A 13443-nucleotide genomic window follows, 5' to 3' on the forward strand; every position below is an offset into this window, starting at 1 on the left:
CAACGACGGTCCGGCGCTACCGTTCCTATCTGCGCCGGAGGCGATGACGAAGCGATGAGATGCTGCGCTCTTAGTGCGCGAGGTGCTGCCTCACCCAGCGTACGATCTCTCCCGCCGGCATCGCGCCGGAGGTTCGGGCGCGCTCGCGTCCGTTCTCGAACAGGATCATGGTCGGGATGCCTTGAATGCCGAGCCGGCCGGCGATCTGCTGCTCGTTGTCGGAGTTCAGCTTGATCAGGCGGACGTTCGGCTCCAGCTCATGCGCCGCCTGCTCATAAGCCGGCGCCATCGCCCGGCACGGCCCGCACCACGGCGCCCAGACATCGACCAGCACCGGCACGCTGCTACGCGACACCTGCTTGTCGAACAATTCACCGCTGACGTCGGCCGGATGGCCTTCGAAGAGCTTATGAGCGCACTTGCCGCATTTGCCATCCAGCGCCGGCCGCTGCTCCGGCAACCGATTGACCCCGCCGCAATGCGTGCACACCACGAGATGGTCGGACATGGTCGGATCCTCCTCGCCGACAGATGTAGTGGTCGTCTGCGTCATTGCGAGGAGCAAAGCGACGAAGCAATCCAGGTCACGCTGCGCGGCCTCTGGATTGCTTCGCTGCGCTCGCAATGACGGGGCGAGGGCTTGCTACGGCACCAGCACGGCGGCGCCGAGCAGCTCGCCGGCACGGAGCTTGCCGAGCACGGCGCCAGCCTCGCGCAGCGGGAAGGCGTGCGTCTCGGTCCGGATGCCGGCCTGCTGCGCCACCTTCAGAAAATCGACACCGTCCTGCCGGGTGAGGTTGGCGACCGACACCAGCTGGCGTTCCTCCCACAGCAGGTCATACGGAAAGCTCGGGATGTCGCTCATGTGGATGCCGGCGCACACCACGCGGCCGCCTTTGCGCACCGCCTTCAGCGCCGCCGGCACCAGGCTGCCGACCGGCGCGTAGATGATCGCGGCATCGAGCGGCTGCGGTGGCAGCTCCTCCGAGGCGCCGGCCCACACGGCGCCGAGGCTGCGGGCGAAGTCCTGAGCGGCGCCATCGCCGCCGCGGGTGAAGGCATATACCTGCCGCCCCTGCCAGCGCGCGACCTGCGCCACGATGTGCCCGGCGGCGCCGAAGCCGTAGATGCCGAGTCGCTCGGCATCTCCGGCGATCACCAGGGAACGCCAGCCGATCAGTCCGGCGCACAGCAGCGGCGCAATCGCAACGTCATCGCCGGCCTCGCCGAGCGGAAACGCGTAGCGCGCGTCGGCGATGGCGTGAGACGCAAAGCCGCCGTCGCGGGTGTAGCCGGTGAACAGCGGCGCGTCGCACAGATTCTCCATGCCATTTCGGCAGTAGCGGCACACCCCGCAGGTGTGGCCGAGCCAGGGAATCCCGACCCGGTCGCCGATCTGGTGGCTGGTGACACCGGTGCCGACCGCCGCGACGCGGGCGACGATCTCATGGCCGGGAATGATCGGATAACGGATGTTCGGCAATTCGCCGTCGACGACGTGGAGGTCGGTGCGACAGACGCCGCACGCGCTCACCGTGACCAGCACCTCGCCGTCGCCCGGCTGTGGCGTGTCGCGCGATTGCCATTGCAGCGGCGTGCCCGGCGCCGTCAGCACCATCGCATCCATCGCGGGGCTCCAGGGTCGGAAAGATCGGATGCGATGGACATAGCGCGCGCAGGCTTATCGATCAAAGCCGAGCCGATCAGCCCCGCTCGCGTGCCACCCAGTTTTCGCCCAGCTTGCGGTAGTGTTTCTTCACCGCCGCCCAGGCGACGCGATGCGCGGTCGCCTCCTGCTCCTCGGCGCCGCGATCCTGGTACTCGGCGAAGGCGTTGTTGAAGGCCGCGATGTAGATCTCCTGCGCGTGCAGCGGCAGCCGGACTTGCAGCCCCGGCGGTAGATCGTCGGTGGAAGCATAAGGCACGCAGGCCCTCCCTTATCGCGCCGCTCCGCCGAGGAACTGGCGACGGTGGTCGCCCGTTTCCGGGTCGTGCGGCGCTACCTGTCGCGACGCTCGCACCCGATTGCGGCAAGCTCGCGTCGCGGTGTGGGTGTTGACGCCGGTCAATCGGCCGGCTGGCCCAGGCTCCTAGACTGACACCAGCCCGGCCGATCGGGCCCCGGCCAACAAAATAACAAGCACGGGGGAGATGGCGATGACGTCTCCGGCTTCGGACTTGCCGCCGCTCAGCGGGCGGTCGTTCGCGGTGCTGCGCGAGTTGATGGTCGAGCGCCAGATTGCAGCGCGCGGCGTGCATGATCCGCGCGTGCTGGCCGCGATGCGCAAGGTGCCGCGCGAAGCCTTCCTGCCCGAGCCGATGCGTGATCTGGCGTACGAAGACGCGCCGGTGCCGATCGCCGCCGAGCAGACGATGTCGCAGCCCTACATCGTGGCGCTGATGGTCGAGGCGCTGCTGCTGCAGGGCGGCGACAACGTGCTCGAAATCGGTGCCGGCTCCGGCTACGCCGCCGCGGTGCTCGCCGAGATCGCCGGTCACGTCACCACGGTCGAGCGGATCGCCGCGCTGGCGGACGCTGCGGCGACAAGGCTCGCCGCTCTCGGCTACGGCGATGTCGACGTGCATCGCGGCGATGGCACCCGCGGTTGGCCTGCGGCCGCGCCTTACGACGCGATCGTGGTTGCCGCCGGGGGGCCGCAGGTGCCGGAGTCGCTGAAGGCCCAGCTCAAGATCGGCGGGCGGCTGGTGATGCCGGTCGGCGCCGATCAGCACGCCCAGCAGCTGGTGCGGCTGACGCGGCTCGGCGAGGCCGATTTCAAGCGCGAGCATCTTGGCGACGTGCGTTTCGTGCCGCTGCTCGGCGCCGAAGGTTGGCAGCAGCCGGAGCCGGCCGGCAGGACGGCACGGGACAGGGATGATCCGAGATGATCGAGCTTGCGGAAGATCAGCATTGCCCGATCTTCATCGGTCTGGAACAAAGGCGGTGCTAAAGTTCGAGGATTGGCCGTCGGCGCCCGTCACGGCCTCCCCTCATGACCACTTCGAATCAAATCCAACAAGACGCAGCCGGGGAGCGCGACATGATCAAGGATCTCATCGTCAATCTCGAACGTAGCACGGATCGCCAGCAGATCACCGACATCGCGCTCGGCGTTGCCGAGCTGTTCGGCGCTCATGTGGCCGGCTGCTGCTTTGCCTATGATTCGCTGCCGAGCTTCACGATGCCGGACTTTCCGTCCGACGTGCTGAGCAAGATGCTGGCGGCGAGCGAAGAAGCGGCGCGCGCTGCGGTCGCCCAGTTCGAAGCCGCCTGCAAACGCGAGGGCGTCTCGGCCGAGCATCATCTGCTCGAGACCGCCTATGGCACTTCGGGGCGTTTCCCCAAGCTGGCGCGCCGGTTCGATCTGTCGGTGATCATGCAGTCCGACGCCGAGAACGGCGACAACGACATTCTGATCGAGCAGGTGCTGTTCGACTCCGGTCGGCCGCTGCTGATCGTGCCTTACATCCAGAAGACTCCGGTCAAGCTCGATCGCGTGATCTGCTGCTGGGACGGAAGCCGCGCCGCGACCCGCGCCATCAACGACGCCAAGCCGTTCCTGCGCCGCGCCGGCCAGGTCGAACTGGTGATCGTGCGCGACCACAAGGTGCGCGATCCCAACGAACTGCGCGGCATCGAGATGGCCAATCACTTGGCCCGCTACGACGTCAAGGTCGACATCAAGACCATCACGGCGCCCGATATCGGCGTCTCCGGCACCATTCTGTCGCACGTCGCCGATACCTCGGCCGACCTGTTGGTGATGGGCGGCTACGGCCACTCCCGCCTGCGCGAATTCGTGCTCGGCGGCGTCACCCGCGAGATGCTGGCGTCGATGACCGTACCGGTGCTGATGTCGCATTGACGCGGTCGTTCGGCATTTACTCCGAACTCCTCACCGTCATTCCGGGGCGCGCGCAGCGCGAACCCGGAATCCCGAGATTGTTGCGCACCCGGCAGTTTCCACGACGTCGGGATTCCGGGTTCGCTTGCTGACGCAAGCGCCCCGGAATGACCATTGCGATTGCTCCGAGTCCGCCCCGCAATGACCGAGTGTGCGTGGTGTAGTAACGCTAAACACACTTCCGAATATACGGCCGGTTGATCTCCCACAGCTCGTCCAGGATCTTCTCGGCCGCGACCGCCGAGTTGACTACCGGGTCGATCAGCAGGGCCTGCAGGGCCAGTTCTTTCGAGGCGTGGACGGCGGCTTCGACCGCGAGCTGCTGCACGCTGGCCTGCATCAGCATCAGCTTGGCGATCGGGTCGGGCAGCGGGCCGAGCGACACCGGATGCACGCCGGCGGAGTCCACCGTCACCGGGACTTCGACGGCGAGCTCGGCCGGTAGGTTGGGGATCACGCCACGATTGAGCACGATGCCGGACTCGATGAATCGCTTCTGGTTGTGCAGCATCGCGGCGATCACCGCGGCGCCGCGCTCGCCCGAGGGCTCGGTCCACCACTGCGGAATCGGCATCGTTCCGCCGAGCACGCCGTTCAGCTGGGTGAGGAATTCGCCGCGCCAGCGTTCGTCCTGGTCGAAATCGTAGCCCTTCTCGCCGGCTTCCCAGCCATACGGCAGATACTCGCCGAGATGATCGTCGCTGCAGGTCAGCCAGTAGCCGAACGCGCGATAGAGCCGCCGCGTGAACCGCCAGGCATCCGGATCGAAGCTCTGCTCGGCGGCGCGAAATCGCGGATACAGATCCTCGCCGGTGTCGCGGTGGCGGATTTCTGTCAGACACTGGAAGTGATTGAGCCCGGCGCCCCAGACTTCGATCTCGTCACGCGGCATCTGCATGATGTAGGCGACCGCGTCGCGGCCCATGAAGATGCCGTGACATAGCCCGATGTGGCGCACCTTGGTGTAGCGGCCGAGCGCCAGAATGATCCGGCTCTCCGGATTGGAGTAGTTGAGGAACAGCGCGTTCGGGCACAGCTCCTCGATGTCGCGGATGAAGTCGAACACCAGCGGCAGCGTACGCAGCGTGAAGAACAATCCGCCGGGGCCGCCGTTCTCGCCGAGGGTGTGGCGGATGCCGTGCTTCTTCGGCACCTCGAAATCCTGCTTCCACAGCCGGTTGCGGTCGATCGCAGTGGCGTTGATGACGAACCCGGCGCCATCCAGCGCGGCGCGGCGGTCGGTGGCCTGCTCGATGATCAGTCCGGCACCGGACCTTGCGTTCATCAGCTTCGCCAGCTCGGTCATTCGGCCGAGCGTTGCCGGATTGCGTCCGACCAGCGTCAGCGTCGAACCGGCCAGCACCGGCGACGCAAACAGGTCACGAAACATGCTGAGACCGAACGACGCACTGGAGGCGCCGAGGAACACGATCTTGGTGGTGTTGGTCATCTCAAGTCGCCTCCGCCGGCAGGCCGGTTAGCCGCGTGGAGCGGGCAGATCCGCGCACCGGCTTTCGCCTGCTACTCCGCTGCGAACGGATCTGAAGTGAACCGCAGCCGTGCGGGCGCGGTCTTGACGCCGATCAACGGCACCGGCACATCGCCACGCCACACTGACTGCCCGCCCGCCTGTCGAAATTTCCTCAAAAGCATCAAACCGGAGTGCGCCTCGCGATGGTCGACATCGTCACCCTTACGCCCAATCCTGCGATCGACCTGTCGACGTCGGTCGAGCGTTTGGTGCCGAGCCGCAAGCTGCGCTGCGCGGCGCAGAAGCGCGATCCCGGCGGTGGTGGTATCAACGTGGCGCGGGTGGTGAAGCGGTTCGGCGGTGACGTCGAGGCGATCTTTCCGGCCGGCGGCTTCACCGGCAAGCTGCTGAAGCTGCTGCTCGACGAAGAGAACGTGCCGAGCCGGATCGTCGAAGCAGTTGCCGAGACGCGTGAGGACTTCTCGGTCAGCGAGAATGCCACCGGCGAACAATACCGCTTCGTGCTGCCCGGGCTGCCGCTCGCCGAGCACGAATGGCGCGGCATGCTCGATGCCTTGGCGGCGACCTCGCCGGCACCGAAGATCGTGATCGGCAGCGGCAGCCTGCCACCCGGCGTGCCGGTCGATTTCTACGCGCAGGCTGCCGCGGTGGCCAAGCAGCTCGGCGCCAAGTTCTTCCTCGATACCTCCGGCAAGCCGCTGACCGCGGCGCTGGCGCAGGGCGTCACGCTGATCAAGCCGAACCTGCGCGAGATGCAGGAGCTCGCCGGCCGCCCGCTCGGCTGCGAGAAGGAATGGGTCGACGCCGCGCGCGCGCATATCGCGGCCGGTCAGGTCGAGATCGTGGCGCTGTCGCTCGGCCATCTCGGCGCGCTGCTGGTGACCAAGGATCAGGCGCTGCGCTCGCCGGCACTGCCGGTGACCGCAGTGTCCACCATCGGCGCCGGCGACAGCTTCCTCGGCGCAATCGCGCACCGGCTGGCGCTAGGCGGCTCGATCGCAGAGGCGTTCCGGCTCGGCCTCGCGGCGGGCTCGGCGACCCTGACGGTGCATGGCACGCAGCTGTGCGACCCGGACGAGGTCGAGCGGCTCTACGCCCAGGTGATCATCGAGCCGATCTGACCGAACGAGAGGCTCGCGCGGGTTTTGCCGCGCGGTCCAGGAACTGTTCGCGGAACCCTTGGTTGACGTGCGCTAGGGCTGGCGGCGCGTTGCCAGGAGTTCGCATGTCCCAAGACGATTCCCGACTTCACGACACCGACATCCCCGAACCCGCCGACGGCACGGTGGCGTATGACGGCCCGGCCGGCGGCTGGGGCTCGCTGCAGGGGATCAGCAGAATTTTCGGCAAAGAGTGGAGCTCGCCCGCCGCGATCGAAACGCTGATGCGCCAGAACAAGCCGAAAGGCTTCATGTGCGTGTCGTGCTCCTGGGCCAAGCCCGCCGACTATCACACCTTCGAATTCTGCGAGAACGGTGCCAAGGCGACGCTGTGGGAGCTGACCAGCGCGCGCTGCACGCCGGAGTTCTTCGCCGAGCACAGCGTCACCGAGCTGCGCGGCTGGTCCGACTACGACCTCGAAATGCAGGGCCGGCTCACCCACCCGATGCGCTACGACGCCGCGACCGATCACTACGTGCCGTGTTCGTGGGACGAGGCGTTTCAGGCGATCGGCGAGCATCTGGGCTCGCTCGATCCGAAGTCGGTGGTGTTCTATGCGTCCGGCCGCGCCAGCCTGGAGACATCGTATCTCTACGCGCTGTTCGCGCGGCTGTACGGCACCAACAACCTGCCGGACAGCTCCAACATGTGCCACGAGACCACCTCGGTGGCGCTGAAGAAGCTGCTCGGCGTCGGCGTGGGCACGGTGGTGTTCGACGATCTGTCGAATTGCGACGCGATGTTCTTCTTCGGCCAGAACACCGGCTCGAACAGCCCGCGTTTTCTGCATCCGCTGCAGGAGGCCGCCAAGCGCGGCGTCGAGATCATCACCTTCAATCCGGTGCGCGAGAAGGGTCTCGAAAGCTTCGTCAATCCGCAGAACCCGGCCGAGATGCTGACCGGCCGCGAGACCAAGATCAGCAGCCAATATCACCAGGTCAAAGCCGGCGGCGATGTCGCGGTGCTGATCGGCCTGTGCAAGCACGTGTTCGCGCGCGACGATGAGGCAAAGCGCGAGGGCCGCCGCGTGCTCGACGTCGATTTCATCGAAGCGCACACCGATGGGCTCGACGAATTCGAGGCCAAGGTGCGCGCCACCTCGTGGGACGAGATCGAGCGCGAGTCCGGTCTCAGCCGCGTGGCGATCGAGGCGGCCGGCGACGTCTATGTGAAGGCCGATCGGGTGATCGGCATCTACGGCATGGGGCTGACCCAGCACGCCCACGGCTTCCTCAACGTCGCGATGTTCGTCAACCTGCTGCTGCTGAAGGGCAATATCGGCCGCGACGGCACCGGCATCTCGCCGGTGCGCGGCCATTCCAACGTGCAGGGCCAGCGCACCGTCGGCATTTCCGAAAAGCCCGAGCTGGTGCCGCTGGACAAGATGGCCGAGCAGTTCGGATTCGATCCGCCGCGCCACAAGGGCATGAACACGGTCGAAGCCTGCCACGGCATTCTGGCAGGCAAGGTCGGCGCCTTCATCGGCCTCGGCGGCAATTTCGTTCGCGCCATCCCGGAGCGCGACGCGATGGAAGCCGCCTGGACGCGGATGCAGCTCACCGTGCAGATCGCCACCAAGCTGAACCGCAGCCATCTCATCAACGGCAAGTCCGCCTACCTGCTGCCCTGCCTCGGCCGCACCGAACAGGACATCCAGGCCGGCGGCCCGCAGGCGGTGACGATGGAAGACACCTTCAGCTGCATCCAGGGCTCGATCGGGCTGCGCAAGCCGGCCAGCGAGCATCTGAAGTCGGAGCTCGCGATCGTCGCCGGCATCGCCAAGGCGACGCTGCCGGGCGGCAACCCGAAGCTGAAGTGGGACGAGTGGGTCGGCGATTATGGCCTGGTCCGCGATCTGATCGAGGAGAGCTACCCGGAGATGTTCGGCGACTTCAACGCGCGGATGTTCACGCCCGGTGGTTTCTACAAGGGCAACGCGGCGCGCGAGCGGATCTGGAAGACCGAGAGCGGCAAGGCGGAGTTTACGACGCCCGACCGGTTGAATTCGATCGGCTTCGATGAAGCGCCTGGCCGCTACCGGCTGATCACGATGCGCTCCAACGACCAGTTCAACACCACGGTGTACGGCATGAGCGACCGGCTGCGCGGCATCGAGGGTCGCCGCGACGTGCTGCTGATCAATCCGGACGAGATGGCGAAGGCCGGCCTGACCGAAGGCCAGCAAGTGTGGCTTGAAGGCGACGCCGGCGATGGCGTGCATCGCGAGGCCGGGCCGCTTGTCGTGACGCCGTTCAAGCTGCCCGACGGCTGCTTGGGGGCCTATTACCCGGAGATGAATTCGCTGATGCCGGTGTGGCACCATGACGGTCCATCGAAGACGCCGGCGGCCAAGTCGGTGCCGGTGCGAATTCGGACCTGAGACGGCATGACTGCTTGATCCACGTCATCGCCTATTCACGCCGTTCGATTAAGCCGCCGCAGGATGCGTCGTGTCGCACGCGCGTCATCCTGCCGGCTTCCGGATTGCTGCCATCGAATGATCGGGTTGCGTCTGCGCACGGCGGGGTGGCATTGCAAGCCATGCACGCGTCGGCCACTATGTGGCGCTGCGACATCGCCGTCGTCATGCGCAAGACACCGTCGCGCACAGTGGGAATGGCCGGCTCCCGGCCGCTGGAATGAGAGGCCGCATGAGTCAAGGTGTCACCGCTCCGTTCGCCCGTCATGCGATGGCTTACGTGCTGGCGGGAGGACGCGGCAGCCGCCTGATGGAGCTGACCGACTGGCGCGCCAAACCTGCGGTGTATTTCGGCGGCAAATCCCGCATCATCGATTTCGCGCTGTCGAATGCGCTCAACTCCGGCATCCGCCGCATCGCGGTGGCGACGCAGTACAAAGCCCACAGCCTGATTCGGCATCTGCAGCGCGGCTGGAACTTCTTTCGGCCGGAGCGCAACGAGAGCTTCGACATTCTGCCCGCGAGCCAGCGCGTCTCTGAAGAGATGTGGTACCGGGGCACGGCGGACGCGGTCTATCAGAACATCGACATCATCGAGAGCTACGATCCGAAGTTCATCGTCCTGCTCGCGGGCGACCACGTCTACAAGATGGACTACGAGAAGATGCTGCAGCAGCACGTCGAGCAGGGTGCCGACGTCACGGTCGGCTGCCTCGAAGTGCCGCGGGACGAAGCCACCGCTTTCGGCGTGATGCATATCGACGAGAGCGATCGCATCATCTCGTTCCTGGAAAAGCCGGCCGATCCGCCGGCGATGCCCGGCAAGGCCGACAAGTCGCTGGTCAGCATGGGCATCTACGTCTTCGAGACCAAATTTCTGCTCGACGAACTGCGCCGCGACGCTGCCGATCCGAATTCGACGCACGATTTCGGCAAGGACATCATCCCCTACATCGTCAAGCACGGCAAAGCGGTGGCGCATCACTTCGACAAATCGTGCCGCCGGTCGAGCTCCGAAGCGATCAGCTACTGGCGTGACGTCGGCACGGTCGATGCTTATTGGGCCGCCAATATCGATCTCACCGACATCGTGCCGGAGCTCGACCTCTATGATCGCGAATGGCCGATCTGGACCTATGGCGAGATCACGCCGCCGGCGAAATTCGTCCACGACAAGGAAGGCCGCCGCGGCGAAGCGGTGTCGTCGCTGGTGTCCGGCGGCTGCATCATCTCGGGTGCATCGCTGCGGCATTCGCTGCTGTTCACCGGCGTCCGCGTGCACTCGTTCTCGCATGTCGAGAACACCGTGGTGCTGCCTTACGCCGACATCGGCCGCTCGTGCCGGCTGAAGAATGTGGTGATCGATGCCGAGGTCAAGCTGCCGGCCGGTCTGGTGGTCGGTGAAGATCCGGAGCTCGATGCCAAGCGGTTCAGGCGCACCGAGAACGGCATCTGTCTGATTACCCGCGCGATGATCGAGAAGCTCGACGCATGACCACCCTGGCGGTTCTCTCTGTTGCGTCGGAACTGTTTCCGCTGATCAAGACCGGCGGGCTCGCCGATGTGGCGGGCGCGTTGCCGGCCGCCCTGCGGGCCAACGACATCGCCGTCACCTCGCTGCTGCCGGGCTATCCGGCGGTGCTCGGCGGGATCGAGGATCCGCAGCAGGTCCACAGCTTCAACGAATTGTTCGGCGGCACCGCGCGGCTGCTGGCGGCGCGCTGCGGCGATCTCGATCTGTTCGTGCTCGACGCGCCGCATCTCTATGTCCGGCCCGGCAATCCCTATGTCGGCCCGGACGGCAAGGATTGGCCCGATAACGGCCTGCGTTTTGCGGCGCTGGCGCAGGTCGGGGCCGCGATCGGCCAGGGCCTGCTGCCGCACTACAAGCCGGACGTGCTGCACGCCCATGATTGGCAGACGGGACTATTGCCGGCCTATCTGAAATACAGCGGACGGCCGGGACCGAAGACTGTCTTCACCATCCATAATCTGGCGTTCCAGGGGCGGTTTCCCTACGAGCTGCTCGCCAGGCTGGGCCTGCCGGAGCGCGCCTTCGGCCTCGACGGCATCGAGTATTACGGCGGCATCGGCTATCTCAAGGCCGGCCTGCAGCTTGCCGACCGCATCACCACCGTGTCGCCGACTTATGCAGCCGAGATCCAGGGTTCGGAAGCCGGCATGGGCCTCGACGGCCTGCTGCGGCTGCGCGCCGACCGGCTGTCCGGCATCCTCAACGGCATCGATACCGACGTCTGGAATCCGGCCAATGACGCGTTGATCTCGGCCACCTACGACGTCGAAAGCATTGCGGCCCGCACCCGCAACAAGAAGGTGCTGCAGGCACGGTTCGGCCTCAAGCCCGAGCCGGGCGCGCTGCTGTACGGCGTGATCAGCCGGCTGTCGTGGCAGAAGGGGCTCGACCTGTTGCTCGAAGCCCTGCCGCAGTTGATCGCGGGCGGCGCACAGCTCGCCCTGCTCGGCTCCGGCGATTCCGAACTCGAACAGGCCTACGCCGCCGCGGCCCGCAAATATCCCGGCCAGGTCGGCGCGGTGATCGGCTACGACGAAGCGCTGGCACATCAGATCCAGGCCGGCGCCGACGCGCTGCTGGTGCCGTCGCGGTTCGAGCCTTGCGGCCTGACGCAGCTCTGCGCCTTGCGCTATGGCGCGGTGCCGGTGGTGGCGCGGGTCGGCGGTCTGGCCGATACGGTGGTCGACGCCAACGAGATGGCGACCGCGACCGGCGTCGCGACCGGCGTCCAGTTCGCACCGGTGACGACGGACGCGCTGATCAAGGCGTTCGGCAAAACCCGCGCGCTGTTCGCCGACGTCGTCGCCTGGCGCAATCTGCAGATCAACGGCATGACCACCGACGTGTCGTGGAAGAACCCGGCGCAGCACTACGCGAAGCTGTATCGCGACCTGGTGGCCGAGCGCTGAGCGGGCCGTCGGCGGGCTCCAACGATGAACCCGCTCCCGGCGTTGTCGCTGATGGTCTTGATCGCCGTCGCGGCTCGTGACAGCGATGCTGTCATGACGATCCCGCCAAGGGACGCAAGGCGACCAAAAGGGAGAAACCCATGCCCAGCCAGGACACCGTCCGGATCGAACGCGATGGTCCGGTGACCATCGTCACGATCAACCGCCCCGAACGCCGCAACGCTGTCGACGGCGCCACCGCCAAGAAGCTGTACGATACCTTCCTGGCGTTCGATGCCGACGAGACTGCGTCGGTGGCGGTGTTCACCGGTGCGGGCGGCACGTTCTGCGCCGGAGCCGATCTGAAAGCGGTGGCGGCCGGCGACGCCGAAAAGAAGCGCGAGATCGCTGGCCACAACACGTTGGCGCCGATGGGCCCGAGCCGGCTGCGGCTGTCCAAGCCCGTGATCGCCGCGGTCGAAGGTTTTGCGGTCGCCGGTGGCCTCGAGCTGGCGCTGTGGGCCGATATGCGCGTGGTCGCTGAAGATGCTACCTTCGGGGTGTACTGCCGCCGCTTCGGCGTGCCGCTGATCGACCTCGGCACCATCCGGTTGCCGCGGCTGATCGGTCACTCGCAGGCGATGGATCTGATTCTCACCGGCCGTCCGGTGGCGGCCGACGAGGCGCACCGCATCGGGCTCGCCAACCGCCTGGTGCCGCGCGGCGAGGCGCTGCCGCGTGCGATCGAGCTCGCCAAGCAGATCTCCGAGTTCCCGCAGACCTGCCTGCGCGCCGACCGGCTGTCGGCCCTGCAGCAATGGGATCTGCCGGAAGAAGACGCGATCATGAACGAGATGCGCGGCGGATTGAAAGTGATCCAGTCCGGCGAAACCCTGTCCGGCGCCACCCGGTTCGCGCAGGGCGAAGGTCGCCACGGAGCGTTCGGCAAGCCGGCATCATGATCAGGCGCGGCGAGCAGGCTGGGGCCAGCAGATCGCATCGCGGTTTGGTGACCGCCTTGATCGGCGCTGCGCTGTCGCTCGCCGCCTCCCCCGCCCGCGCCGATTGCTACGACCGCGACCGCAGCGGCCATCAGACGCGCTTTCGTCTGGCGGCCGCGGAGGCGATCGACCAGCGCACCGGGCTGATCTGGCAGCGCTGCTCGGTGGGCAACAGTTGGAGCGGCAACGCCGGCTGCAAAGGAGCGGTCAGCTATCTCGGCCTCGATCAGGCGATCGCGGCGGCGGGCAGTGCTGGCGATGGCTGGCGCGTGCCGTCGGGCGCGGAGCTCGAGAGTCTCGTCGATAGCGACTGCGGCAGCCCGGTGGTCGATACCACGGTGTTTCCCGACATCGTGCCGACCGAGGAGGGCCTCGCCAAATACTGGACCGTCACGCCGTACGGCATGCTCGATCTGTACTGGAATTTCGACTTCGTCGACGGCCATCCGGACAGCAACAGCCGGGGCATCCGCCTCGCCGTGCGGCTGGTGCGCTCGGCTGGTCCCGACACCAAGCCGAACGCGGACTAAGCCCCACCGGCGG

Annotated in this window: 13 protein-coding genes; 9 read left to right on the top strand and 4 right to left on the bottom strand. The window is 66.6% G+C overall.

Translation table 11 applies throughout. The features are described from left to right. Positions 1-70 precede the first annotated feature (70 nt). The 3 genes from trxC to LRC39_RS01905 all read right to left on the bottom strand — a co-directional run bounded on the left by trxC (position 71) and on the right by LRC39_RS01905 (position 1925). Entirely contained in the window at positions 71-508 is a 438-nt protein-coding gene (gene trxC / locus LRC39_RS01895; protein ID WP_346296159.1) for a thioredoxin TrxC, read from the bottom strand. A gap of 135 nt (positions 509-643) precedes the next feature. Further along, on the bottom strand, positions 644-1627 hold the full coding sequence (locus LRC39_RS01900; RefSeq protein ID WP_346296160.1) for a zinc-dependent alcohol dehydrogenase family protein: 984 nt from the start codon (positions 1625-1627) through the stop codon (positions 644-646). Positions 1628-1703: 76 nt separating this feature from the next. Next, positions 1704-1925, bottom strand: coding sequence for a ChaB family protein (locus tag LRC39_RS01905; protein WP_346296161.1), 222 nt, complete (start codon positions 1923-1925; stop codon positions 1704-1706). 232 nt (positions 1926-2157) lie between these two features. Between LRC39_RS01905 and LRC39_RS01910 the strand changes: the two genes are divergently transcribed. Together LRC39_RS01910 and LRC39_RS01915 are read left to right on the top strand one after the other, a co-directional pair. Further along, positions 2158-2889, top strand: coding sequence for a protein-L-isoaspartate(D-aspartate) O-methyltransferase (locus LRC39_RS01910; protein ID WP_346296162.1), 732 nt, complete (start codon positions 2158-2160; stop codon positions 2887-2889). A 152-nt stretch (positions 2890-3041) separates the two neighbouring features. Then, complete coding sequence (locus LRC39_RS01915; RefSeq protein ID WP_107342604.1) at positions 3042-3866, top strand: universal stress protein; 825 nt, start codon at positions 3042-3044, stop codon at positions 3864-3866. A 208-nt stretch (positions 3867-4074) separates the two neighbouring features. On the opposite strand, the gene LRC39_RS01920 is transcribed toward LRC39_RS01915, so the two are convergent. Continuing rightward, positions 4075-5355, bottom strand: coding sequence for an alpha-glucosidase/alpha-galactosidase (locus LRC39_RS01920; RefSeq protein WP_346296163.1), 1281 nt, complete (start codon positions 5353-5355; stop codon positions 4075-4077). 224 nt (positions 5356-5579) lie between these two features. On the opposite strand from LRC39_RS01920, the gene LRC39_RS01925 reads away from it, so the two are divergent. The 7 genes from LRC39_RS01925 to LRC39_RS01955 all read left to right on the top strand — a co-directional run bounded on the left by LRC39_RS01925 (position 5580) and on the right by LRC39_RS01955 (position 13430). After that, a complete protein-coding gene (locus LRC39_RS01925) occupies positions 5580-6518 on the top strand; it encodes a 1-phosphofructokinase (RefSeq protein WP_346296164.1) in 939 nt (312 codons plus the stop codon). A 104-nt stretch (positions 6519-6622) separates the two neighbouring features. Beyond that, entirely contained in the window at positions 6623-8938 is a 2316-nt protein-coding gene (locus tag LRC39_RS01930; RefSeq protein WP_346296165.1) for an FdhF/YdeP family oxidoreductase, read from the top strand. A gap of 14 nt (positions 8939-8952) precedes the next feature. Then, entirely contained in the window at positions 8953-9201 is a 249-nt protein-coding gene (locus LRC39_RS01935; protein WP_346296166.1) for a hypothetical protein, read from the top strand. Between the two features lie 8 nt (positions 9202-9209). Then, positions 9210-10472 carry a glucose-1-phosphate adenylyltransferase gene (gene glgC, locus LRC39_RS01940; protein ID WP_346296167.1) on the top strand — a complete coding sequence of 421 codons (1263 nt, stop codon included), beginning with the start codon at positions 9210-9212 and terminating at the stop codon, positions 10470-10472. Next, on the top strand, positions 10469-11920 hold the full coding sequence (gene glgA, locus LRC39_RS01945) for a glycogen synthase GlgA (protein WP_346296168.1): 1452 nt from the start codon (positions 10469-10471) through the stop codon (positions 11918-11920). Before glgC ends, glgA begins: the two co-directional genes overlap by 4 nt. A 140-nt stretch (positions 11921-12060) precedes the next feature. After that, positions 12061-12861 (top strand): crotonase/enoyl-CoA hydratase family protein, encoded by an 801-nt coding sequence (locus LRC39_RS01950; RefSeq protein WP_346296169.1) that lies wholly within the window; start codon positions 12061-12063, stop codon positions 12859-12861. 47 nt (positions 12862-12908) lie between these two features. After that, positions 12909-13430 carry a DUF1566 domain-containing protein gene (locus LRC39_RS01955; RefSeq protein ID WP_346296170.1) on the top strand — a complete coding sequence of 174 codons (522 nt, stop codon included), beginning with the start codon at positions 12909-12911 and terminating at the stop codon, positions 13428-13430. Positions 13431-13443: the final 13 nt, after the last annotated feature.

The organism is Rhodopseudomonas sp. P1 (genome assembly GCF_039642825.1).
Taxonomy (GTDB): domain Bacteria; phylum Pseudomonadota; class Alphaproteobacteria; order Rhizobiales; family Xanthobacteraceae; genus Rhodopseudomonas; species Rhodopseudomonas palustris_H.

Bases quoted from the DNA above. Each gene is read 5' to 3' on its own strand.
- trxC (WP_346296159.1), bottom strand. From the start codon at position 508: ATGTCCGACCATCTCGTGGTGTGCACGCATTGCGGCGGGGTCAATCGG.
- LRC39_RS01900 (WP_346296160.1), bottom strand. From the start codon at position 1,627: ATGGATGCGATGGTGCTGACGGCGCCGGGCACGCCGCTGCAATGGCAA.
- LRC39_RS01910 (WP_346296162.1), top strand. From the start codon at position 2,158: ATGACGTCTCCGGCTTCGGACTTGCCGCCGCTCAGCGGGCGGTCGTTC.
- LRC39_RS01915 (WP_107342604.1), top strand. From the start codon at position 3,042: ATGATCAAGGATCTCATCGTCAATCTCGAACGTAGCACGGATCGCCAG.
- LRC39_RS01920 (WP_346296163.1), bottom strand. From the start codon at position 5,355: ATGACCAACACCACCAAGATCGTGTTCCTCGGCGCCTCCAGTGCGTCG.
- LRC39_RS01925 (WP_346296164.1), top strand. From the start codon at position 5,580: ATGGTCGACATCGTCACCCTTACGCCCAATCCTGCGATCGACCTGTCG.
- LRC39_RS01930 (WP_346296165.1), top strand. From the start codon at position 6,623: ATGTCCCAAGACGATTCCCGACTTCACGACACCGACATCCCCGAACCC.
- glgC (WP_346296167.1), top strand. From the start codon at position 9,210: ATGAGTCAAGGTGTCACCGCTCCGTTCGCCCGTCATGCGATGGCTTAC.
- glgA (WP_346296168.1), top strand. From the start codon at position 10,469: ATGACCACCCTGGCGGTTCTCTCTGTTGCGTCGGAACTGTTTCCGCTG.
- LRC39_RS01950 (WP_346296169.1), top strand. From the start codon at position 12,061: ATGCCCAGCCAGGACACCGTCCGGATCGAACGCGATGGTCCGGTGACC.